General features: G+C 72.8%; 19 protein-coding genes. 12 read left to right on the top strand and 7 right to left on the bottom strand.

Features of this window, described 5'->3' with window-relative positions:
* Positions 1-7: 7 nt before the first annotated feature.
* From ACFYWM_RS39620 to ACFYWM_RS39610, 3 genes are read right to left on the bottom strand one after another with little or no spacing between them, the layout of a single operon-like run.
* Positions 8-772 (bottom strand): 3-oxoacyl-ACP reductase, encoded by a 765-nt coding sequence (locus tag ACFYWM_RS39620; protein ID WP_389925372.1) that lies wholly within the window; start codon positions 770-772, stop codon positions 8-10.
* Between the two features lie 5 nt (positions 773-777).
* Complete coding sequence (locus ACFYWM_RS39615; protein ID WP_389925369.1) at positions 778-2,124, bottom strand: aldehyde dehydrogenase family protein; 1,347 nt, start codon at positions 2,122-2,124, stop codon at positions 778-780.
* A 2-nt stretch (positions 2,125-2,126) separates the two neighbouring features.
* On the bottom strand, positions 2,127-3,470 hold the full coding sequence (locus ACFYWM_RS39610; protein ID WP_389925366.1) for a glutamine synthetase family protein: 1,344 nt from the start codon (positions 3,468-3,470) through the stop codon (positions 2,127-2,129).
* An 87-nt stretch (positions 3,471-3,557) separates the two neighbouring features.
* Between ACFYWM_RS39610 and ACFYWM_RS39605 the strand changes: the two genes are divergently transcribed.
* The 5 genes from ACFYWM_RS39605 (at position 3,558) to ACFYWM_RS39585 (ending at position 6,667) form a co-directional block, all read left to right on the top strand.
* Positions 3,558-4,277: a FadR/GntR family transcriptional regulator gene (locus ACFYWM_RS39605; protein ID WP_389925363.1), complete on the top strand. Its 720-nt coding sequence runs from the start codon at positions 3,558-3,560 to the stop codon at positions 4,275-4,277.
* Between the two features lie 200 nt (positions 4,278-4,477).
* Complete coding sequence (locus ACFYWM_RS39600) at positions 4,478-5,230, top strand: hypothetical protein (RefSeq protein ID WP_389925361.1); 753 nt, start codon at positions 4,478-4,480, stop codon at positions 5,228-5,230.
* A gap of 58 nt (positions 5,231-5,288) precedes the next feature.
* The gene (locus tag ACFYWM_RS39595) at positions 5,289-5,663 is read left to right on the top strand and encodes a hypothetical protein (RefSeq protein WP_389925358.1); all 375 of its coding nucleotides are present in this window, start codon (positions 5,289-5,291) and stop codon (positions 5,661-5,663) included.
* Positions 5,660-6,346: a nucleotidyl transferase AbiEii/AbiGii toxin family protein gene (locus ACFYWM_RS39590; protein ID WP_389925355.1), complete on the top strand. Its 687-nt coding sequence runs from the start codon at positions 5,660-5,662 to the stop codon at positions 6,344-6,346. The genes ACFYWM_RS39595 and ACFYWM_RS39590 overlap by 4 nt, the downstream gene beginning before the upstream one ends.
* 132 nt (positions 6,347-6,478) lie before the next feature.
* Positions 6,479-6,667 (top strand): hypothetical protein, encoded by a 189-nt coding sequence (locus ACFYWM_RS39585; protein ID WP_389925352.1) that lies wholly within the window; start codon positions 6,479-6,481, stop codon positions 6,665-6,667.
* Between the two features lie 208 nt (positions 6,668-6,875).
* On the opposite strand, the gene ACFYWM_RS39580 is transcribed toward ACFYWM_RS39585, so the two are convergent.
* The 3 genes from ACFYWM_RS39580 to ACFYWM_RS39570 all read right to left on the bottom strand — a co-directional run bounded on the left by ACFYWM_RS39580 (position 6,876) and on the right by ACFYWM_RS39570 (position 11,611).
* Positions 6,876-8,663, bottom strand: coding sequence for a nickel/cobalt transporter (locus tag ACFYWM_RS39580; protein WP_389925349.1), 1,788 nt, complete (start codon positions 8,661-8,663; stop codon positions 6,876-6,878).
* A 179-nt stretch (positions 8,664-8,842) separates the two neighbouring features.
* The gene (locus tag ACFYWM_RS39575; RefSeq protein WP_389925346.1) at positions 8,843-10,144 is read right to left on the bottom strand and encodes a tetratricopeptide repeat protein; all 1,302 of its coding nucleotides are present in this window, start codon (positions 10,142-10,144) and stop codon (positions 8,843-8,845) included.
* A gap of 75 nt (positions 10,145-10,219) precedes the next feature.
* Positions 10,220-11,611, bottom strand: a complete 1,392-nt coding sequence (locus ACFYWM_RS39570; protein ID WP_389925343.1) for a DUF4331 domain-containing protein — start codon at positions 11,609-11,611, stop codon at positions 10,220-10,222.
* 547 nt (positions 11,612-12,158) lie between these two features.
* On the opposite strand from ACFYWM_RS39570, the gene ACFYWM_RS39565 reads away from it, so the two are divergent.
* The 3 genes from ACFYWM_RS39565 to ACFYWM_RS39555 all read left to right on the top strand — a co-directional run bounded on the left by ACFYWM_RS39565 (position 12,159) and on the right by ACFYWM_RS39555 (position 17,112).
* Positions 12,159-13,862, top strand: coding sequence for an ABC transporter ATP-binding protein (locus tag ACFYWM_RS39565; RefSeq protein WP_389925429.1), 1,704 nt, complete (start codon positions 12,159-12,161; stop codon positions 13,860-13,862).
* 334 nt (positions 13,863-14,196) lie between these two features.
* Positions 14,197-15,852: a urocanate hydratase gene (gene hutU / locus ACFYWM_RS39560; RefSeq protein WP_389925340.1), complete on the top strand. Its 1,656-nt coding sequence runs from the start codon at positions 14,197-14,199 to the stop codon at positions 15,850-15,852.
* Positions 15,853-16,287: 435 nt separating this feature from the next.
* A complete protein-coding gene (locus ACFYWM_RS39555; RefSeq protein ID WP_389925337.1) occupies positions 16,288-17,112 on the top strand; it encodes a MurR/RpiR family transcriptional regulator in 825 nt (274 codons plus the stop codon).
* Positions 17,113-17,195: 83 nt separating this feature from the next.
* Here ACFYWM_RS39555 and ACFYWM_RS39550 read toward each other — a convergent pair whose 3' ends face one another.
* Positions 17,196-17,750: an ABC transporter permease gene (locus tag ACFYWM_RS39550; RefSeq protein WP_389925334.1), complete on the bottom strand. Its 555-nt coding sequence runs from the start codon at positions 17,748-17,750 to the stop codon at positions 17,196-17,198.
* On the opposite strand from ACFYWM_RS39550, the gene ACFYWM_RS39545 reads away from it, so the two are divergent.
* From ACFYWM_RS39545 to hutI, 4 genes are all read left to right on the top strand, one after another.
* Entirely contained in the window at positions 17,749-18,441 is a 693-nt protein-coding gene (locus ACFYWM_RS39545) for an SDR family oxidoreductase (RefSeq protein ID WP_389925331.1), read from the top strand. The genes ACFYWM_RS39550 and ACFYWM_RS39545 overlap by 2 nt on opposite strands.
* A 207-nt stretch (positions 18,442-18,648) precedes the next feature.
* Complete coding sequence (locus ACFYWM_RS39540) at positions 18,649-19,824, top strand: allantoate amidohydrolase (RefSeq protein WP_389925427.1); 1,176 nt, start codon at positions 18,649-18,651, stop codon at positions 19,822-19,824.
* Entirely contained in the window at positions 19,812-21,173 is a 1,362-nt protein-coding gene (locus ACFYWM_RS39535; RefSeq protein WP_389925329.1) for a formimidoylglutamate deiminase, read from the top strand. The genes ACFYWM_RS39540 and ACFYWM_RS39535 overlap by 13 nt, the downstream gene beginning before the upstream one ends.
* Positions 21,174-21,281: 108 nt before the next feature.
* Positions 21,282-22,454: an imidazolonepropionase gene (gene hutI / locus ACFYWM_RS39530; protein WP_389925326.1), complete on the top strand. Its 1,173-nt coding sequence runs from the start codon at positions 21,282-21,284 to the stop codon at positions 22,452-22,454.
* Positions 22,455-22,574 lie beyond the last annotated feature (120 nt).

The following is a 22,574-nucleotide window of genomic DNA, read 5'->3' as shown; positions in this document are numbered from 1 at the left end:
GGGGTGCTCAGAACGGGGTGACGTACGCGCCGGAGATGCCGCCGTCCACCAGGAACTCCGAGCCGGTGATGAAGCTGGCGTCGTCGGAGGCGAGGAACGCCACCGCCGCGGCGATCTCGGACGCCTCGGCGAAGCGGCCCACCGGGATGTGCACCAGGCGGCGCTGCGCCCGCTCGGGGTCCTTGGCGAACAACTCCTGCAGCAGCGGCGTGTTCACCGGCCCCGGGCACAGCGCGTTCACCCGGATGCCCTCGCGGGCGAACTGCACGCCCAGCTCACGCGACATGGCCAGCACCCCGCCCTTGGACGCGGTGTAGGAGATCTGGCTGGTCGCCGAGCCCATCACGGCCACGAACGACGCGGTGTTGATGATCGAACCCTTGCCCTGCCGCCGCATGTACGGGATGGCGTGCTTGCAGCACAAATAGACCGAGGTGAGGTTGACCTCCTGGACCCGGCGCCAGGCGTCGATGCCGGTCTCCAGGATCGAGTCGTCGTCCGGCGGCGAGATGCCCGCGTTGTTGAACGCGATGTCCACGCTGCCGTAGGTGTCGAACGCGGCCTGGAACGCGCGGGCGACGTCGTCCTCGCTGGTCACGTCGGCGCGCACGAACAGCCCGCCGACCTCGTCGGCGGCCGCCGGACCGGTCGTCTCGTCCAGGTCCACGCACACGACGCGAGCGCCCTCCTCGGCGAACCGGCGCGCGGTGGCCAGGCCGATCCCGCTTCCGGCGCCGGTGATGACGGCGACCCGGTCCTGCAAACGCAGCATCGCTACTACTCCTCGGAAATGAAGACGTTCTTGATCTCGGTGAACGCGGACAGGGCGTCGGGCCCCAGCTCGCGGCCCAGGCCCGACTGCTTGAAACCGCCGAACGGGGTCCAGTAGCGGACGCTCGAATGCGAGTTGACGCTGAGGTTGCCCGCCTCGACCGCCCTGGCCACCCGCAGCGCCCGTCCGACGTCGCGGGTCCAGATGGACCCGCTCAGGCCGTACGGGGTGTCGTTGGCGATGCGCACGGCGTCCGCCTCGTCGTCGAACGGCACCACCGACACCACCGGCCCGAAGATCTCCTCGGTGAACGCCCGGTCGTCCGCCGAGCCGGGCGTCAGCACCGTCGGCGGGAACCAGAACCCCGGCCCCGGCGGGCACGTGCCCTGCAGGTGGGGCGGCTCGGTGACGAAGGAGGCGACCCGCTCCCGGTGCTCGGCGCTGATCAGCGGGCCCATCTCGGTGGCCTCGTCGCGGGGGTCGCCGACCCTGACACCCAGCACCGCCTCCCCGAACCGCGCCAGGAACTCCTCGTGGACCGAGCGCTCGACCAGGATCCGGGACCGCGCGCAGCAGTCCTGGCCCGCGTTGTCGAACACCGCGTACGGCGCGGTCGCCGCCGCTTTCTCCAGGTCGGCGTCGGCGAAGACCACGTTGGCGCTCTTGCCGCCCAGCTCCAGGGTGAGCCGCTTGATTTGCCCGGCGCAGGTGGCGGCGATCTCCTTGCCGACCTCGGTCGAGCCGGTGAACACGATCTTCGCCACGCCGGGGTGCCCGGCCAGCCGGGCGCCCGCCACCTCCCCGGCCCCCGGCAGGACCTGGAACACCCCCTCGGGCAGGCCGGCGGCCAGGGCGAGCTCGGCCACCCGCAGGGCGGTGAGCGGCGTCCACTCGGCGGGCTTGACGATCACGGTGTTGCCCGCGGCCAGCGCCGGGGCCAGCCCCCAGGTCATGATGACCATCGGGAAGTTCCACGGCACGATCACGCCGACGACGCCCAGCGGCTCCCTGAAGGTGACGTCCAGCCCGCCGGGCACCGGGATCTGCAGGCCGTGGTTGCGCTCGGGCGCCCCGGCGTAGAAGTCGAGCACGTCGGCGACGTTGCCCGCCTCCCAGCGGGCGTTGCCGATCGTGTGCCCGGAGTTGGCGACCTCCAGCAGGGCCAGTTCCTCGGCGTGCTCGCGCACCAGCGAGGCGAAACGGCGCAGCAGCCGGGCCCGGTCTCCCGGGCCGACGTTCCGCCACGTCGCGAAGGCCCGCCTGGCACGCTCCACGGCCCGGTCGGTCTCGGCGGCGTCCGCCATCTCGACCTCGGCGACGACCTCTTCCGTCGCCGGGTTGACGATCTTCACATTCACATCCGTTCGAATCCGCGGAAGAGCTCCCAGTCGGTCACCGCCGCGTCGAAGGCGGCCAGCTCGACCCGGGCGTTGTTCGCGTAGTGCGCCACGACGTCCGCGCCGAAGGCGGCCGTCGCGAACGCGGAGCCCTCCCAGAGCTCCAGCGCGTCCCGCAGCGTGGTCGGCACGGTCTCCGCGCCCGATGAGTAGGCGTTCCCCGTGAACGCCTCCTCAAGCGGCACCTCATTCTCGATGCCGTGCAGCCCGGCCGCGACGAGCGCCGAGACCGCGAGGTAGGGGTTGACGTCGCCGCCCGGCACCCGGTTCTCGATCCGCAGCGAGGGGCCGTGGCCGACCAGGCGCAGCGCGCACGTCCTGTTGTCCACGCCCCACTTGACCGCGGTGGGGGCGAAGCTGCCCGGCACGTACCGCTTGTAGGAGTTGATGTTGGGCGCGTACAGCAGGGTCAGCTCGCGCATCAGCGCGATCTGCCCGGCGATGAAGTGCTCTCCCGTCGCCGACAGCCCGTGCGGCCCGGAACCGGCCATCACCGGCTCTCCGCCCGCGTCCCTGAGCGAGATGTGGATGTGGCAGGAGTTGCCCTCGCGCTGGTTCGGCTTGGCCATGAAGGTGATCGCCATACCCTCCTGGGAGGCGATCTCCTTGGCGCCGTTCTTGTAGATCGAGTGGTTGTCGCAGCTGGACAGGGCCTCGCCGAAGCGGAAGGCGATCTCGTGCTGGCCGAGGTTGCACTCGCCCTTGGCCGACTCGACGTACATGCCCGCGCCCTCCATGCCGAGCCTGATCCTGCGCAGCAGCGGCTCGACCCTCGCGGTGCCGAGGAGGGAGTAGTCGACGTTGTAGAGGTTGGAAGGGGTGAGGTCGCGGTAGCCGCGGCGCCAGGCGTCCTCGTAGGTGTCGTCGAAGACGACGAACTCCAGCTCGGTCCCGACGAAGGCGCCCCAGCCGCGCTCGTCCAGCCGGGAGAGCTGCCGGCGCAGGATCTGGCGCGGCGAGGCGGTCACGTCGGAGCCGTCCTCCCAGACCAGGTCGGCCATCACCAGGGCCGTCCCCTCCTGCCACGGCACGCGGCGCAGGGTGGACATGTCGGGCTTCATGACGAAGTCGCCGTATCCGCGCTCCCACGACGACATGGCGTACCCGTCGACCGTGTTCATGTCGACGTCGACCGCGAGCAGGTAGTTGCAGCCCTCGGAGGCGTGCCGCAGCACCTCCTCCAGGAAGTAACGTCCCGACAGGCGCTTCCCCTGGAGACGGCCCTGCATGTCGACGACCGCCAGCAGCACGGTGTCGATCCGGCCCGCCCGCACCTCGTCGTGGAGCTCGGTGACGTCCACATGCCCTCCTCGTCGGGGTCCTATTGGGCTAGTGTCAGACCATTGACGTGTAGCGGGGGGAGCCTTGTCAAGGGCCGGAGGGGATAATTGGATGAGGTGTCGCGATTGACCGCCGTGCTGCGGCCGGTACGCGCGGGCAACGCGTTCGAGGAGACCGTGGAGCGCCTGCTCCAGGTCATCAAGCTGGGGCTGGTGGCCGAGAAACTGCCGCCCGAGCGGGAGCTCGCCACCCAGCTCGGCATCAGCAGGGTCACCCTGCGCGAGGCCATCCGCGAGCTGCAGGACGCCGGCTACCTGGAGGTGCGCCGCGGCCGGTACGGCGGCGCCTTCCTCACCTACACCCCGCCCCGCCCGCACCGGGGCGACCTGCGCAGGGCCGTGGCCGACATGGGCACCGACGACCTGTCCGACGCCCTCACCTTCAGGATGGCGGTCGAGTGCGGCGCGGCCCAGGTGCTCGCCACCACCCCGCTGACCCCCGAGCGGCGCGAGATCCTGCGGGAGAGGCTGCGCGAGGTCAACGCGGCCGGGCCCGACGACTACCGCCGCCTCGACACGGCCTTCCACCTGGCCATCGCCGAGCTGACCGGCTCCGCCCTGCTCGCCGGGGCCTGCGCCGACGCCAGGCTCCGGGTCACCGACCTGCTCAACGCCATCCCGGTGCTCCAGCGCAACATCGAGCACGCCGCGGTCCAGCACCAGGCGATCGTGACGGCGATCCTGGCCGGGGACCCGGAGGCCGCGCGCCGCGCCGTGGCCGAGCACCTCGAGGGGACCGCGGCGCTGCTGTGGGGGTTCCTCACCTGAGGCGTGGCGCGCCTCGTACGGGCGTCGGGGGCGTCTGGGCGGGCACCCGTGAAGATCTTCGCGGCTCCCGTGCCCGACGCGTGGCGCGTCCCTTACGGCCGGCCCGGAAAACCGCCGTGCCGCAGTGCCTCCCGTGCCTGCCGGGGGCCTCCCTCGCATAGCCTGGGGGGACGGTGGGGGATTTGTTCCGAGAGCGAATCATGGACACAGGACGGCTGCCGCTGTTCTGTTTCTTCGTCGCGCTGATCGTCGTCTTCCTGCTCACCAGGATCAACGTCCGGCTCATCCGCGCCAAGATCGGCTGGTTCGGCAACGTCAACGTGGGTGAGATGCACATCCACCACGTGGTCTTCGGCGTGGTGCTGACCCTGCTCGGCGGGGTGTCGGGCCTGATCGTCTCGGGGGTGTCCGAGGGCTGGTACGCGGTGACGGCGGCCGTCTTCGGCGCCGGGGCCGCCCTGATCCTGGACGAGTTCGCGCTGATCCTGCACCTGCACGACGTCTACTGGGAGGAGGAGGGGCGCGCGTCGGTCGACGCCGTGTTCATCGCCGTCGTGGTCACCGCGCTGCTCCTGCTCGGCCTGCGCCCCCTGGGCTGGGAGGACTACGACACCGAGCCCCGGGGCACGTTGCTCACGGTCGGCTTCATCGTCACCAACCTCGCGCTCGCCGTGATCACGCTGCTCAAGGGCAAGATCTGGACGGGTCTCGCCGGGCTGTTCGTGCCGATTCTCCTGGTGCCCGGCGCGATACGCCTGGCCCGCCCGGGATCGCCCTGGGCCCACTGGTTCTTCGCGCCCGACTCCCGGCGCCCGCAGCCCCGCAAGATGGCGAGGGCCGAGGGCCGTGAGGAGCGCTGGCGCCGCCCGGTGATCCGCGGCAAGATCGCCTTCCAGGAGTTCCTCTCAGGCCGCCACGACCTCCCCTCCACCCGCCGCCGTTCCCGCCGCTGAGCCCGCGCGCCCCGCGCGTCCCGTGGACCTCGGCCGAACGGCGGGCATACTGGAAGGCGTGAGTACGCTTCCGTCCCGCTGGGACGGCGTGGAGCAGCGCGTCCCCGAATCGCTGGCCGATCTACGCGGCCCGGCGACGGGGACGGTCGCCCTGCCCGTGCACCTCGGCTGGTCCGGCCTCACCGAGTACGACCTGGTGAACCCGCTGCTGCGGATGAGCCTCTACCGTACGATCATCACCGGCGGCGGCCGGTCCGACGCCGAGTCGTACCTGAACGCCGAGCTCCTCGTGGCCGACTGGCCGACCCTGCGCCGGGGCATCGGGCCGAGCTACCGGAGGGCCTGGGAGACCAAGATCGCAGCCTTGGGCTGGCGGCACGACACCGGACCGGGCGCCGGAGCGGGGGCCCTGACGCCGGGGTGGGAGCGGTGATCCTGCCTCCCTTCCAGCAGCGGATGCTGGAGGCCGCGCTGCCCGCCTGCACCCGGTTCGGGCTGGTCCTGGCGGGCGGGTACGCGATGAACGCCCACGGCTTCACCGAACGCCCGAGCAACGACCTCGACTTCGCGACCGCCGCCGAGACGCCGCTGCCCGAGGTCGCGGAGGGGATGGCCGAGGCGTTCAGGGAGGCCGGGCTGGAGGTCACCCTGACGGAGGTGACGCCCCGGATGGGCCGCCTCGTGGTCAGCGACCCGGTGACCGAGCAGAGCTGCGAGTTCGACCTGCTCAGGGAGGCGTTCCAGCAGCAGCCCGTGATCGTCGGCGACGTCTCCGTCGTCTCCCTGGACGACGCGGTCGGCCTGAAGATGCGGGCCCTGCACGAGCGCAGCCTCGCCCGCGACGTCATCGACATCGCCTCGGTCTCCCACCTGTACGGCTTCCGCGAGCTCGAACACCTCGCCCGCCTGCACAACGAGGAGTTCGAGCTGGCCGAGCTGGTGATGCGGCTGGAGTTCGTCGACCTGATCGCCGACGAGGACTTCGAGGCCTACGGCGTGAACGGCGAGCAGATCATGGAGATCCGCCGCTTCGCCTGCGCCTGGGTGGAGGACATCGGCCTGCGCCGCGCCGAGGAGGGCGACGTCGACTACGACGACGTCCCCGACCCCGACTGAGAAGGCCGAAGCCGGAAGGCCGCAGGGACTGCGGGGATCCAAGGGAGACGGGAAAGCTTCCGGGACGCATGTTCGGCCGACTGCCGGGCAGTCGACGGTCCTCTCTGCTGAAGGGTGCTGATCATGGGTCTCATGGAGAAGCTCAACCTGCGTGAAATGAAGGCCAAGGCCAAGCTGAAGCTGGCCGGACGGACGGGCAACCGCCGGATGGTGGCCGAGGCCAGGACCGAGCAGGCCGAGGCGAAGCTTCTGAAGACCCAGGACGAGATCCTGGACACCGTCGCCGAGCTGCGCAAGGAGTACGGCGCCCGCCGCCGCTGACTCCCATCCCGCCGCACCGAATGCCGGTGTCCCGCCGATGGGCTCCCTCGGGAGCCGACTCCGGATCGGCGGGACACCGGCACGCGGCGGCCCGCTCCGACGGGATCCGCGAGGATACCTCGGGCGGGACACCGCCATGAGGCGGATGTCCGGGAACGGGCATGGCAGGGCGTTTGCTCGCCGGGCACTCAGCTTGCTCGCCGGGCGCTCAGAGTGATCCCGTGAGGCCCCGCAGGGCCAGCCCCAGGCCGAGCAGGACGACGAGGGCCGCGGTGCCGACCGGGGCGAAGGCCGAGACGCGGGCCGCGAGGCCGCCGCCCGCCGTGGCCAGGCGGTCCAGCCGCCCGGTGAGCCTGACCAGGAGCAGCCCGGTGACGGTGAGCGTCCCCGCCATCCCCACGCCGTAGGCCAGGACCAGCGCGATCCCGAACCAGGTGCGGCCGAGCGCGATCGCCCCGAGCAGGACGACGAGCGCCGACGGGCTGGGCACGAGCCCTCCGGCCACCCCCATGCCCACGAGCCCGCCCTTCGAGGGGGCCGCCTTCCGGGAATCGGCAGGGGCCGCTCCCTCGTCCCGCGCCTCCACCCCGCCGGTACGCGACCGCACGGCCTCCTCGTCGCCGTCGGTCTCCTCCCGCTCCAGCAGCGCCACGGTACGGCCCGCCCCGGCAAGCCGCCCGTGGCCATGCCCATGACCGAAGTGCCCATGCCCATGCCCATGCCCGTGGCCGTGGCCGTGACCGAAGGCCGGGGGCTCGCCGGTGCGGTAGGCGCGCCAGGCGGACAGCAGCAGGCGGACGCCCACGGCGAGGATCAGCAGGCCGCTGGCCAGGCCGAGCCAGGCCAGGACCCCCTCCCCGGTGAGGACGGAGAAGGCGCTCAGCAGGAGGCCGACCACGATGACGCCCAGGGTGTGGGTGGCGGTCACCGTGGCACCGACGATCAGCGCGTCGCGGGGGCGGCCCCTCCTGCCCGCGAGGTAGGCGGCCATGACGGTCTTGCCGTGGCCGGGGATGAGGGCGTGCCCGGCGCCCAGGACCGTGGCCAGCAGGACGGCGAGCAGTCCCAGCGGCAGGGTCGGCGAGTCGGTGCCGACCAGGCCGACGAACGTGCGGTCGAGCGCGGCCAGCGCGTCGGCGATCGGCCCGTCGGGTACGAGCGGGAGCGTGACCGCCACCGATCCGGCCCCGGGGGCCACGCCCAGTTCGGCGGCGCGCTGGTCGGGCGGGCTGGACAGCAGGCCGTCCGGGTAGGCCCGCAGTTCCTCGCTGACGCTGGTGCCGGGCACGGACGACCGCGCCAGCCGCACCCCTCCCGCGGCCACGGCCGTGATCTCCCGCCAGCCGATCCGGTCGGCGAGGTACCCGTCGCCGAACGAGATCGTCCCGGCCCCCTGGAGAGGGGTGGCGACGGCTGAGAGGCGGCAGGTCAGGCGGGTGGTCTCCAGGCCGCCCTGGCCGGGCTCGTAGGTGAAGGAGCTCCCGGCGACGCGCCAGGGCGTCGCGGCCCCGTTCACCGCCAGGCGTTGCGCGGCGGCGAGTTCGGCGCAGCGGGCGGTGCCGTACGCCGACCGTTCGGAGTCCGAGACCGTGCCCGAGCGGTCGGTGTCCACCGAGGGACGCGCCTGGAGGGTGGGCAGCTCGGCACTGTCCACCACCGCCAGGTTCTCCACCAGGTTCCGGCCGATCCGCAGGCCGTTGTAGTGGTTGACGGTGAAGTTGCCCAGCGGGTGCGCGACCCGCGCGCCGGTCACGGTGACCACGCCGCGCGCGGTGGTGGTGGCCGCGCCGAGTACGGCGGTCGCCGTGCTGGGCGCGGTCACCGTGGCTGTGCCGGACGCGGACGCGGACGCGGTGGTGGTGGCGGTGGCGCTGGTGGTGGCGGCTGCCGGGGGCGCGAGGACGGTGAGCGCGCACACCGCCCCCGTCACCATCGCGCCCGTCACCAACAAGACCGCCCTCGCCACGGCCGTCCTCGCCACGACTGTCCTCGCCACGGCCGTCCTCACCATGACTGTCCTCGCCACGGCCGTCCTCACCACGGCTGTCCTTGCCGTGACCGCTCTCACCAGGAAGGGCGCGCCGAGCAACGCACGCGACGCCTTCACCGGTCGCGACGGCCCCGGCGTCCTCACGAGGCTCGGCGTTGTCGTTGGTTTCTGGACCTCTGGGAGCTTCATGACAACCTCGCGAGGGCGGGCAGGCCGGGAGAGAAGGAGGGGTTGGCCGCGCGGGCGCGGGCGGCGGAGCGCCTCGCCTCTCCGGCCATGCCGAGGGCGCGTTCGATCTCCGCGCGGTGGTGCAGCGGCAGGGCGTTGCGCCAGCCGGTGGCGGTGGCCCTCCTCGCGTACGGCAGGGCCTCGCGGCTGCGGCCGTCGCGGTGCAGGGCCCAGGCCAGGGCGTCGGCGGCGACCACGTTCGGGTTGCGGGCGTACTCGGCCCGCGCGTGCGTGACGGCCAGTGCGGGGGAGCCGTGGTCGGCCTCGTACTCGGCCCAGGTCAGGTCGTCCCACACCCCGGCCTCCCGCATCAGGTCCCGCTGCGCCCGCAGCAGGGTCCACTGCTCGGAGGGGTCCCCGCCCGCGGCGGCCAGCACCTCGGCGTACTCGACCACGTACTGGGCCAGGGGCAGCCGGGCGACCACGACGGCGTAGCGGTCGATCGCCTCGGCGGTGCGCCCGTCGAGCGCGGCGGCCCTGGCGCTTCCCGCGAGGGCGGGGACGAAGCCGGGCGAGGCCTCCAGCGCGAGCCGGTACTGCTCGGCGGCGCCGCGCGGGTCACCGGAGTGCAGGGCCAGCTCGCCCAGGTAGTGGCGGCAGTAGGCGACGTCGGCGGGGGAGAAGGCGTCGGAGAGCGCGTGTTCCAGCATGCGGCGGGCCGTCGCGCGGTCGCCCCTGAGCTCGGCGTCGTAGGAGGCGCGGGTGAAGGCGGCGACGCCGGGGCGCAGCTCCATCATCCTGTCGACGGCCCGCCTGGCCTCCCCGTACCGGCCGAGCTGGGTGTAGGCGTCGGCCAGCACCGCGTGGGCGTCCAGGCCGTAGGGGTTGGCGGCGACCGAGGAGCGGGCCAGCCGTACGGCCTCGGCGAACTCGTGGCGCCCGGCGGCGAGCGCGGCCAGGCCCGTGAGCACCTCCGGGTCGCCGGGGCTCAGCGCGGCGGCCCTGGCCAGCGCATGCGCGGCGCGCGGGTAGGAGGACGGGTCGGCGGTGACGCGCGCCTGCTGGACGTAGGCCGCGCCGAGCCGCGCCCAGGCGTGGTGGTCGGCGGGCAGCCGCCGGAGCCGGTCGGTCAGCGCCCTGATCGCGCCGTCGAGGGAGACGGCGGAGACGGGCGTCTCGGTGAGCTCCACCCGGGCCGCGGCGGCGGGCACGGGAGCGGGGGCGGGCCGGTCGCCGGGGATCAGCGCCGCCCCGAGGGTCAGCGCCGCGGCGAGGCCCAGCACGGTCGCGGCCGTACGGGTTTTCGCGGAAGTCTTCATGGTCAGCACCCCTCTGGTCGGCGCGGGAGCGCGCGGGCGCGGGACCCGGGAGAACCGGGCCCCGCGCCCTCGCGGTCAGTTCGCGTTCACCGACGTGTTGCCCGGCAGCGGGATGTACGGGAACACGGTGCCGGACGGCTTGTCGTTGGCGTCCACCTTGTCGCCCGCGGCCAGCGCGTCGACGAGCTTGCCGGTCCGCGCGGCGCCCGCCATCGCCTGCAGGGCGATGTCGATCACGTCGTCGCCGAGGCGGCGGCCGTTCGGGAAGCCCTGCGGGTCACCGGCGAGCACGCCGAGCCTGTTCGGGGTCGCCGCGGGCGGGATCGCCATGTTCAGCCGCAGCATCTCCGACGGGCGCAGCTTCCCGGCGTCCTTGTTGAGGCTCTGCGAGTTGAGGTCGGCCTTGATCGGGCCGTTCTCCTTGGCGATGCCGGTGAGGAAGATCTCGACCAGGTCGGTGCGGGGCGTCTTCGGCGCCTGGAGGCCGTAGACGGCCTCCAGGAGCTTGGGCACCTCCGGCTCGGTGACGCGCTTGACGACGGCGGGGACCCCGGCGTCCTGGTCCGGCGGCAGGGCGTTGAAGGCGTCCTTCAGCCCGGCCGGGACCACGACCTCGTTCACCAGCGGCTGGCCCAGGCGGGAGACCTGGACGAAGCCCTTCGGGCTCCACTTGTCGACGGTGGACCAGACGCCGACGACGGGGTTGCGCTTCGGGTCGCCGCGCAGCGCGATCTCGTCCTTGGGCAGCTGCAGGGCCAGGCTGTGCACGTTGTAACCCTTGAGCGTGTCCTGGCCGACCTCGGACAGGTCGCCGCCGTACAGCAGGTCGAAGACCCGCAGGTCGGCGAAGAACGCCTCGTCCGACTGGCCGGCGAAGACGCTGCCCCCGCCGGGCAGCTTCTTGACGGCCTGGGCGCGCAGCTTGCCGTAGTCGGGTACGGAGGCCGGGCCGGTGTTGCTCGGCGCCACCACGCCGTTCGCGACCAGGGTCCTGGTGCCGTGGGCGGTGCTCCTGGTGAGCTTGTAGCGCTGCCTGAACAACAGGTTCTTGTCGTTCAGCGAGGTGACGGGGCCGTTGTTGTACAGGAAGGTGCCGTTGCCGCGCCGGTCCTCGTTGCGGAACGTCCACTGGTAGACGACGTCGGGCCTCGCGTCGCCGTCACTGTCGATCTTGATGTTGTAGCGGGAGTTGGTGTCGAACTGGTAGAAGTTCGGCCCGCCGTTCGGCTCCTCGAACGGGATGAAGTTGGCCAGCAGCGTGACGGTGTCGGGCTTGTCGGGGCTGACGAACGCGTACACGTCGGTGTTGTCGTTGCGGGGGTCACCCGCGATCATCGGCGCCTCGCGGTGCGAGGAGGCGATGCCGGTCTCGGCTCTGAGCAGGGCGAACGAGGAAAGCGAGGCCGCGGCCAGCGCCCCTGCGACACCCATGCCGACCAGGGCGCGCCGGTTGGTCCGGAGCTCCATGTCAGTTGGTCCTTTCGGCCGCCGGTCACGGTGTGACCGGCCGTGGGTACGGGGATGGGAGAGGGATCCGGCCGGGTTCCTCGCTCCCCATTCGCCGCCGCGCGCTCCCCGGATTGGCGCCGGACGGGGTGATTTCCCGTCACTTTTCCGGCCGTCTTTCCGGCCTGGTCCTCTACGGGTTTCCGGCCCTTCACGCCCGCTGCCCGCCGGTTCTCCGCGGCCCCGCTCGTTCGCCGGATCCGGCTTCCACTCCCCGCGCGCCCCCTTCGAGGCAACCTGGGTTGACACCGATGATGATGTCAACTTATGTTGACGTCATCGACTTTCGTCTTCAAAACAGGGCGAGACGCCCGAGACGGGCTCGTGCGCGGTAGACAGGAAAAGCGGCCGGAGGCCGATCACGTCGTTTCCGAAGGGGGACACATTGCCGGGGGTCACATTGCCGGACGACAGGGTGCCGGGGAGCCCGGAGGAGACCGGGCCCGACGCGGGGCCGGGTAAGCCAGGGGCGGAGGAAACGGCGGGGCCCGGGATCGCGTCCTGGCGGTTGCTGGCCGCGTACATACGGCCCCACCGCGGGGCCCTGCTGCTGGGCGGGACGCTCAGCCTCGTCGGCTCGCTGGCCGGGCTGGCGATGCCGCTCCTGGCCAAGACCGTCATCGACGCCTTCGGCGAGCAGCGCTCCCTGCTCGGCCCGGTGCTCGGCCTGACCGCCGCCGTGCTCCTGGGTGCGGTCATCGGCGCGCTGGGCAGCTACGTGCTGGAGCGGATGGGCGAGGGCATCGTCTTCTCCGCCCGCCGCTCCCTGGTCGACCGGATGCTGCGGCTGCGGGTGTCCGAGGTCGACCGGCTCAAGCCGGGTGATTTGATGTCGCGGGTCACCTCCGACACGACGCTGCTGCGGGCGGTGTTCACCAACGGCGTGGTCGAGACGGTCAGCTCGCTGTTCATGCTCGTGGGCGCGGTGGTGATGATGGCGGTCATCGACGGGTTCCTGCTGCTCATCACGCTCGGGGTGCTGGTCGTGGTCGGCGGGTTCGTCAGCCTGATCATGCCCCGCATCCAGCGTGCCTCGATGCAGGCGCAGGTCGCGGTCGGCGAGATGGGCGCGGTCCTCGACCGGGTGCTCCAGGCGTTCCGTACGGTCAAGGCGAGCGGTGCCGAGGAGCGGGAGATCGCCGCGGTGGGCGAGGCGGCCCGCGAGGCGCGCGACCGGGGGGTCGCCGTCGCCTGGCTGACCTCGATCGCCGGTGTCTCGGCGTGGGTGTCCGCGCAGCTGGCCTTCGTGGCCGTGCTCGGGGTGGGCGGCGCGCGGGTCTCCTCGGGCTCGCTGGAGGTCTCCTCGCTGATCGCCTTCCTGCTGTACCTGTTCTACCTGGTCGCCCCCATCGGCCAGCTGGTCAACGGCTTCACGCAGGTGCAGAACGGCCTGGCCGCGGTGAAGCGGATCCGCGAGATCGAGGAGCTGCCCGCCGAGGAGGCCGACGGCGCGGCGTACGAGGTCGGCAGGGTCCCGGCCGGGGTCGTCTTCGAGGGCGTCGCCTTCCGCTACGGCGACGACAGGCCGGTCGTCCACGAGGACGTCTCCTTCGAGGTGCCCGCGGGCGGTCTGACCGCCCTGGTGGGGCCCTCCGGGGCGGGCAAGTCCACGATCTTCGCCCTGCTGGAGCGGTTCTACGAGCGGAAGGCGGGCAGGATCGCGATCGACGGCCGCGACATCACGGACTGGCCGCTCGCCGAGCTGCGCGCCTGTCTCGGCTACGTCGAGCAGGACGCGCCGGTGCTGGACGGCACGCTCAGGGAGAACCTCGTCTTCGCCGCGCCGGGCGTGGAGGAGGCCGACATCTGGCGGGTGCTCGCCCGCACCCGCCTGGAGGACCTGGTCTCCCGGCTCCCGGAGGGGCTGGAGACCCGGGTCGGCCATCGGGGGATCATGCTCTCCGGCGGCGAGCGCCAGCGGGTCGCCATCGCCCGCGCCCTGCTGCGCAGCCCCCGGCTGCTGCTGCTCGACGAGGCCACCTCCCAGCTCGACGCGGTCAACGAGCTGCGGCTCCGCGAGGTGATCGCGGAGGTGGCGGCGGAGACGACCGTGCTGGTGATCGCCCACCGCCTCTCCACCGTGGCGGGGGCCGACCGGATCGTGGTGATGGAGGCGGGCCGGGTGCGGGCCGTGGGCACCCACGAGGAGCTGCTCGCCGACGACGCCCTCTACCGTGAGCTGGCCGCGACCCAGTTCCTGCTGCCCACCTAAACCTGCGCTCACTGGCTCGGTTGTGTAAATTCATATCGCCCATAAAGGAATATTTCGGACACTGGGCCGAGGGGTTGATTCGCCGTCCGGTGAATCGGGCATCCCCGCCTGTGCGGAGCCTCTCCTTCGCATCGGGGCGCCCATCGGGCGCTCGCCGCATTCGATCACCCGGTCCCGTCCGTGCGGGACGAGGTCCGGGCGTGAGGATCGTTACGGCCATCACCGGGGGTGTCGCGGGCGTGCCGCTCGCGACACCCCCCTTTCCGGGTTGACCTGTAGCCTCCGGGTGACCAAATATGAATACGTTCATTCATTCCTGAGGGGGAGGTCGGGCATGTCCGGCAGCCGGATCGTGCGCGCGCCGCGCGGTACCACGCTCACCGCCAAGGGGTGGCCGCAGGAGGCGGCGCTCCGCATGATCCAGAACAATCTCGATCCCGAGGTCGCCGAGCATCCGGAACAGCTCGTCGTCTACGGCGGCTCGGGCAAGGCCGCCCGTGACTGGCGCTCCTTCGACGCGATCACCCGTACCCTGACCACGCTGGAGGGCGACGAGACGCTGCTGGTGCAGTCGGGCCGCCCCGTCGGGGTCTTCCGTACCCACGAGTGGGCCCCCCGGGTGCTCATCGCCAACTCCAACCTGGTGCCCGACTGGGCCAACTGGGAGGAGTTCCGGCGCCTGGAGGCCGCCGGGCTGACCATGTACGGGCAGATGACGGCCGGTTCCTGGATCTACATCGGCACCCAGGGCATCCTGCAGGGCACCTACGAGACCTTCGGGGCCGTGGCCGCCAAGAGGTTCGGCGGGAGCCTCGCCGGGACGATCACGCTGACCGCCGGGCTCGGCGGCATGGGTGGCGCCCAGCCGCTGGCCGTGACCATGAACGGCGGCGTGGTGATCTGCGTCGACTGCGACCCCAGGTCGATCGACCGGCGGATCGAGCACCGCTACCTGGACGTCCGCGCCGCCGACCTCGACGAGGCGCTGCGCCTGGCGTACGAGGCCCGCGACCAGCGCAGGCCGCTGAGCGTCGGGGTCGAGGGCAACGCGGCCGAGGTCGTGCCCGAGCTGCTGCGCAGGGGTGCCGAGATCGACGTCGTCACCGACCAGACCTCCGCCCACGACCCGCTGATGTACCTGCCGGTCGGCGTGGCCTTCGAGGACATGGCCGACGAGCGCGAGAAGGACCCGGCGGGCTTCACCCGCAGGGCCCGCGAGTCCATGGCCGCCCACGTGGAGGCGATGGTCGGTTTCCAGGACGCCGGGGCCGAGGTCTTCGACTACGGCAACTCGATCCGGGGCGAGGCGCAGCTGGCGGGCTACACCCGCGCGTTCGACTTCCCCGGCTTCGTGCCCGCCTACATCCGGCCGCTGTTCTCCGAGGGCAAGGGCCCGTTCCGCTGGGCCGCGCTGTCCGGGTCCGCCTCCGACATCGCCAAGACCGACCGCGCGATCCTGGAGCTGTTCCCCGACAACGAGCCGCTCGCCAGGTGGATCCGGCTGGCCGGGGAGAAGGTCCACTTCCAGGGGCTGCCCGCCCGCATCTGCTGGCTCGGGTACGGCGAGCGCCACCTGGCCGGGGAGCGCTTCAACGACATGGTGGCCTCGGGGGAGATCGAGGCCCCGCTGGTGATCGGCCGCGACCACCTCGACTGCGGCAGCGTCGCGAGCCCGTACCGGGAGACCGAGGGCATGGCCGACGGCTCCGACGCGATCGCCGACTGGCCGCTGCTGAACGCCATGCTCAACGTCGCCTCCGGCGCCGCGTGGGTCTCCATCCACCACGGCGGCGGCGTCGGCATCGGCCGTTCCATCCACGCCGGCCAGGTCACCGTGGCCGACGGCACCGCGCTCAGTGCCGAGAAGCTCAACCGGGTCCTCACCAACGACCCGGGCACGGGCGTCATCCGCCACGTCGACGCCGGGTACGACGAGGCCGTCACCGTGGCCGAGGAGCGAGGCGTGCGCATCCCGATGCGCGAGTCCTGACGGGGCTCGCGCCGCGCCCGGGGCTCGCGCCGCGCCCGGGGCTCGCGCCGCGCCCGGGACGCGCGCCGTGACCGGGGCTCGCGGGTCCCGATCGGCCTGTCGCCGGCCGGGTCCTGCGAGTTCCGGTCGGCCCGCCACCGATCGGGGAGCGCGCCCCCCGATCGGCCCCGTCGTCGGCCGGGTCCTGCGAGTTCCGATCGGCCCGCCGTCGGCCGGGGACCCGCGAGTCCTGGTCGTGATGTGTGTCATGACCAAGAATGCATGTCTTTCGAGTGGTTCGACCGGTTCGGTCGGGCGTCGATTCACCTGCCGCGCCCGATTCCGGGGCGTGAATCCTCCGGGCGCCGCTCACTCCCTCCCGTCCGGGTGTAGGAACGACATCGGGGCGGGACGGGGAGGGGAATGCTCGTGGGGCTTCGAGCGGTTGGAGGGGGCGTGGGTGACGGACTCGATCGGCTTCTGGAGGGGCGGCGGCTGTCGCCCGTGCAGCGGCGGATCGCGCGCTACCTGGGAGACCACCTCTCCGAGGCCGTCTTCCTGTCCAGCGTGGAGCTGGCCGACCGGGCCGGGGTGAGCCAGCCGTCGGTGACGAGGTTCGCGGTGGTGCTCGGTTTCGCGGGATACCCCGAGCTCAGGCAGGCGCTGCGGCCCCTGGTCGTGGGCGGCAGGAAGCCGTCGCGGGCCAACGACCTGCAGACCGCGATCGACGTGGAGATCGACAACCTGCGGAGCGTGCGCGAGGCGCTGAGCGACCCCTCCGACCTGTCGGAGCTGGGCGCCAGCCTGGCGGGGTGCGAGCCCCTGCCGGTGCTGGGCCTGCGGGTGTCGAGCGGGCTGGCCACCACGTTCGCCTACTTCGCGCGCCGGATCCACCCCGACGTCCGCCTGCTGACCCACGGCGGCTCGGAGCTGGCCGACGGCCTGTACGCCGCGCGCCGGGCGGGAGCGGGCTGGCTGGTCGCGGTGATCCTGCCCCGCTACCCCGCGGAGGCCGTGCAGGCTCTGCGCGGCGCCCGCGACCTCGGCCTGCGTACGGCGGTGATCACCGATCGGCGGGACGCGCCCTTCGAGGCCGACGTGGTGCTGACCGCCCCCGTCGGCGAGCGGCTGGTCTTCGACTCGCACGCGGCGCCGCTGGCCCTGGCCATGGTGCTGGTGGAGGCCATGGCCGACGCGGCGCCGCTGCGCACGCAGGCCCGGCTGGAGGAGTACGAACGGATGACCGACCAGGCCGGGGTCTTCACCGAGCAGCTCGACTGACGGCGCGAGAGCCCCACCGCGCGCCGTGAGAGGCGCCGTCGCGGGATCGAGGCGTCATCGGGTCACCCGAGGGTCCACCGGACCTATCCGGCGAGGCGCCTCATCGAGGTGACCGACCAGCGCAGGCTGATCGCCGACAGGGCCAGGACGAGGCCGAAGGCCAGCGGGATCGAGCCGTCGGAGAAGTCGCCGTCGAACAGCGCCCGGCCGGCCTCGACCGCGTGGTAGAGCGGGTTGAACTGCGCGACCGCCCGCATCCAGTCGGGGGCCAGCGACATGGGCAGCATGATGCCGGTGAGCAGGATCAGCGGCATCGCGAGGAACTGCATGGTCTGCGACATGCCGTTCTCGTCGCGAAGCGCCAGCGCCATGCCGTACGACAGGCCGGAGGCGAGCAGCCCGGTGGCGGCCATCAGCACCAGCATGAGCGCCAGCCCCGGCAGGCTGACCCGCATGCCCATCAGCGTGGCCAGCGCGATCACCAGCAGGGCCTGGACGACCAGCACGATCACGTCGCGCAGGGGGCGGCCCAGCACGATCGCGGGCCGCCAGACGGCGCTGACCGCGAGGGCGTTCTCGCGATGACGCTGGAGCGCCCCGGGCCGGAGACGTTCCGCCCCGAGTAGGGTGATCGTCATGCCCGCACGCCCCACCGCGCTGGTCACCGGCGCCTCCCGGGGGATCGGGGCCGCGATCGCCCGCGCCCTGGCCCCCACACACGACCTGCTGCTCGGCGGCCGCGACACCGAGGCGCTGGCCGAGGTGGTCTCCGGCCTGCCCGGCGCCTCGGCGCGGCCCTGGCCGGTGGAGCTCACCGCCGTCACGGAGGCCGACGTCGCCGGCGTCGACCGGCTCGACGTGCTGGTGCACAGCGCGGGCGTGGTGACCCTGGGACGGGTCGAGGAGACCCCCGCCGAGGTGTGGCGGCGCACGATGGAGATCAACGTGATCGCGGTGGCCGAGCTGACCCGGCTGCTGCTGCCCGCGCTCCGCGCGGCGCGCGGCCACGTGCTCCTGATCAACTCCGGGGCGGGGCAGCGGGCCAACCCGAACTGGGTCTCCTACGCGGCCAGCAAGTACGCCCTGCGCGCCTTCGCCGACGGGCTCCGCCTGGAGGAACCCGGGCTCCAGGTCACCACGATCTACCCGGGGCGGGTCGCCACCGACATGCAGCGCGGGGTACGGGCCCAGGAGGGCGGTCCCTACCGGCCGGAGGACCACCTCGACCCCGACTCGGTGGCCCGGCTGGCGGTGACGGCCCTGACCGCGTCCCCCGACGCGCACATCACCGAGATCACAGTCCGTCCCGCCTCCGGCCCCCCGAACTGAGGGCGGGGCCGGTCCCGTGGCGCCGCCCCCGCGCGAGAGCCCTGAAGGTGCGGCGGGAGCGGACCGTGGCGGAGCCTGAGGATGCGGCGGGAACGGACACGTGGCGGAGCCTGAAGACAGGGCGGGAGCGGACACGTGCGGAGCCGAAGGTGCGGCGGGCTCGCCAATGAATGGACTCATTCACATAATGGGAGGGTGTTCGACGAGATGTGGGGTGCCATAGAGCACCTCGGACGTGACGGCCGGACCCACGGCTACCTGCGAGACGCGTGGTCGCCCGCGGACCTGGAACTCCGGCGGTGGTTCGGGCAGGAGGCCGCCAGGCGCGGCCTCGACCTGAGGGAGGATCGCAACGGCAACCTGTGGGCCTGGTGGGGTGATCCGTCCGTCAGGCCCGGCGTGGTCACCGGCAGCCACCTCGACTCGGTGCGCCAGGGCGGCGCCTTCGACGGCCCCCTCGGCGTCGTGTCGGCCTTCGCCGCCCTCGACCTGCTGCGGGCCAGGGACTTCCGGCCCGAACGCCCCCTGGGGATCGCCTGCTTCACCGACGAGGAGGGCGCCAGGTTCGGCGTGCCGTGCGTCGGCTCCCGCCTCCTGACCGGCATCCTCGACCCCGACAGGGCGCGCGGCCTGAAGGACGACGAGGGCGACTCGCTGGCCGAGGTGCTGCGCGGGGCCGGGCGCGACCCCGGCGCGCTGGGCCGGGACGAGGAGACCCTGCGGCACATCGGCGTCTTCGTCGAGCTCCACGTCGAGCAGGGGCAGGACCTGGTCCACCGGGACGCCCGGGTCGGCGTCGCCTCGGCCATCTGGCCGCACGGCCGCTGGAGGTTCGACTTCCACGGCCAGGCCAACCACGCGGGCACCACCCGGCTGGCCGACCGCGACGACCCGATGCTGCCCTTCGCCCGTACCGTCCTGCACGCCCGCCAGGCCGCCGAGCGCAACGGCGTGCTCGCCACCTTCGGCAGGACGCGCGTGTCGCCCAACAACGCCAACGCCGTCCCCGGCCTGGTCAGCGCCTGGCTGGACGCCAGGGGCGGCGACGAGGACGCGGTCAGGGACCTGGTCGAGGAGCTGATCGACTTCTCCGGTGCCGAGGTGACCGTCGAGTCGTGGACCCCGGTCGTCGACTTCGACGCGGTCCTGCGGGAACGGGTCGCGGCCGCGGCCGGGGGCGGGGTCGGGAGCGCGCCCGTCCTGCCGACCGGCGCCGGGCACGACGCGGGAATCCTGGCGTCCGCGGGTGTGCCCAGCGCGATGGTGTTCGTCCGCAATCCGACGGGCATCTCTCATTCTCCGGAGGAACACGCGGACCGGGCCGACTGCCACGCCGGGGTCACCGCCCTCGCCGCCGTTGTGGAGGAGCTGTGCGGGAACTGAGCTACTGGTGCGAACTGGCCTGGCTGCCACCGGGAGAGGCCGTCGCGGGGGTGCTCGTCACGATCAGGGACACCCTGATCGCCGAGGTCGCCACCGGCGTGGCGACCCCGCCGGGCGGAGCCGTCCGGCTGGCCGGGCTGACCCTTCCAGGGCTGGCCAACGCGCACTCCCACGCCTTCCACCGCGCCCTGCGCGGGGTGACGCAACGCGAGAAGGGCAGCTTCTGGACCTGGCGCGAGCGGATGTACGGCCTGGCGGGCACGCTCGACCCCGACTCCTACCTCAGGCTCGCCAGGGCCGCGTTCGCCGAGATGGCGCTGGCCGGGATCACCTGCGTGGGGGAGTTCCACTACCTGCACCACGGGCCCGACGGCAGGCCGTACGACGACCCGAACGCCATGGGGCACGCGCTCGTCCAGGCCGCGCGGGAGGCGGGGCTGCGCATCGCGCTGCTGGACGCCTGCTACCTGACCGGCGGCGTCGGCACCCCGCTGACCGGCGTGCAGCGGCGGTTCGGCGACCGGGACGCCGACGGGTGGGCCGCGCGGGCCGAGGCGCTCGCGGCCGGCTACCGGGGCGAGCCGGACGTGGAGATCGGCGTGGCCGTGCACTCGGTCCGCGCGGTCAGGGCCGAGCACATCCCGGTGGTCGCCGAGTTCTCCCGGCACCACGCGGTCCCGCTGCACGCCCACGTCTCCGAGCAGCGCGCGGAGAACGAGGCCTGCGTGGAGGCCTACGCCGCGACCCCGGTCCAGCTGCTGGAGACGCACGGCGCGCTCGGTCCCCGCTCGACCGCCGTACACGCCACGCACCTGTCGGACGTGGACGTCGCGCTGCTCGGCACCTCGGGCACGCGCGTATGCATGTGCCCGACGACCGAGCGCGACCTCGCCGACGGCATCGGCCCGGCCAGGAGGCTGTTCGAGGCGGGCGCGCCCATCACGCTCGGCTCGGACAGCCACGCGGTCGTCGACCTGTTCGAGGAGGCCCGCGCGGTCGAGCTGGACGAGCGGCTGGCCACCGAGCGGCGCGGCCACTGGTCGGCCGCCGAACTCCTGAACGCCGCCACCGCCGCCGGGCACGACTCGCTCGGCTTCGCCTGCGCGGGCATGCTCGTCCCCGGCGCGTGGGCGGACCTGGTGTCGGTGCGCCTCGACTCGGTCCGCACGGCCGGGGCCGCCCCGGAGCACGTGGCCGAGACCGTGGTCTTCGCCGCCACGGCCGCCGACGTGCACTCCGTGGTGTCCGGCGGGCGCCACGTGGTCGTCGACAGCAGGCACGTCCTCGGCGACGTGGGCACCATGCTCGCCGAGGCGATCGCCGAGACGCGGGAGGAGAGGCCGGTATGACGGGGCTCGCCGAGGCGCGGGAGGAGAGGCCGGTATGACGGGGCTCGCCGAGGCGCGGGAGGAGAAGCAGGTATGACGGGAGGCGGAGTCGGTATGACGGGCTTCGGTATGACAAGCGAGGACCGGCCGGTGACGAGCACCCTTTTCGACCGCATCGGCCTGCTCTACACGGGCGACCGCGCGCGGGAGGAGATCGAGGACGCGGCGCTCGTCGTCGAGGGCGGCGAGGTGGTGTGGGTAGGTCCCGCGGGCGCGGCACCGGGCGCCGACGAGCGGGTGGACGTGGCCGGGCGCTGCGTGCTCCCGGGCTTCGTCGACAGCCACGCCCACCTCGTCTTCGCGGGCGACCGCACGGCCGAGTTCGCCGCCCGGATGGCGGGCCGCCCGTACACGGCGGGAGGCATCCGTACGACGGTGTCGGCCACCCGCGCCGCCTCCGACGCCGAGCTCGTGACGCGCACCGCGGCCCTGGTCGCCGAGATGCTCGCGCAGGGGACGACCACGGTCGAGATCAAGAGCGGCTACGGCCTCACGGTCGGCGACGAGCGCCGGTCACTGGAGATCGCGCGGGGGTTCACCGAGGAGACCACCTACCTGGGCGCGCACGTCGTCCCCCCCGACGCCTCCTCCGCCGACGAGTACGTCCGCACCGTCACCGGGGAGATGCTGGAGGCCTGCGCGCCGCACGCCCGGTGGGTCGACGTGTTCTGCGAGCGCGGGGCCTTCGACGCCGATCAGAGCAGGGAGATCCTCCTGGCCGGGGTGAAGGCGGGACTGCTGCCGCGGATCCACGCCAACCAGCTGGGCGAGGGGCCCGGGGTGCGGATCGCCGCCGAGGTCGGCGCGGCCTCCGCCGACCACTGCACCCACCTGACCGACGACGACGTCTCGGCGCTGGCGTCGTCGGGCGTGGTGGCCACCCTGCTGCCCGGCGCGGAGTTCTCCACCCGCTCGCCCTACCCGGACGCCCGCCGCCTGCTGGACGCCGGGGTGACGGTCGCGCTGGCCACCGACTGCAACCCGGGCTCCTCCTTCACCTCCTCCATGCCCTTCTGCGTGGCGCTGGCGGTCCGCGAGATGCGGATGACGCCGCTGGAGGCGATCAGGGCCGCCACGTACGGCGGGGCCAGGGCACTGCGCCGCGGGGACGTCGGCACGCTGCGGGTGGGGAGCCGGGGGGATCTGGTGATCCTGGACACACCCTCGTACGTCCATCTGGCCTACCGGCCGGGGGTGCCGCTGGTGACGCAGGTGTGGAAGCGGGGCCGACGCGTGGTTTAAGCCTCTTTGCGGGGGTCAGTTGCGGACCTTGGCGGCGCGTTGGGAAACCTCCTCCTTGAGGAGGAAATCCAAACCATTCTCCAGGCGTACTTTTTGAGGGAATCTTTGCCCTGGCACGTC

The sequence above is a fragment of the Streptosporangium sp. NPDC002721 genome (genome assembly GCF_042888905.1).
Taxonomy (GTDB): domain Bacteria; phylum Actinomycetota; class Actinomycetes; order Streptosporangiales; family Streptosporangiaceae; genus Streptosporangium.
This window is presented reverse-complemented; position numbering and strand designations above follow the sequence as displayed.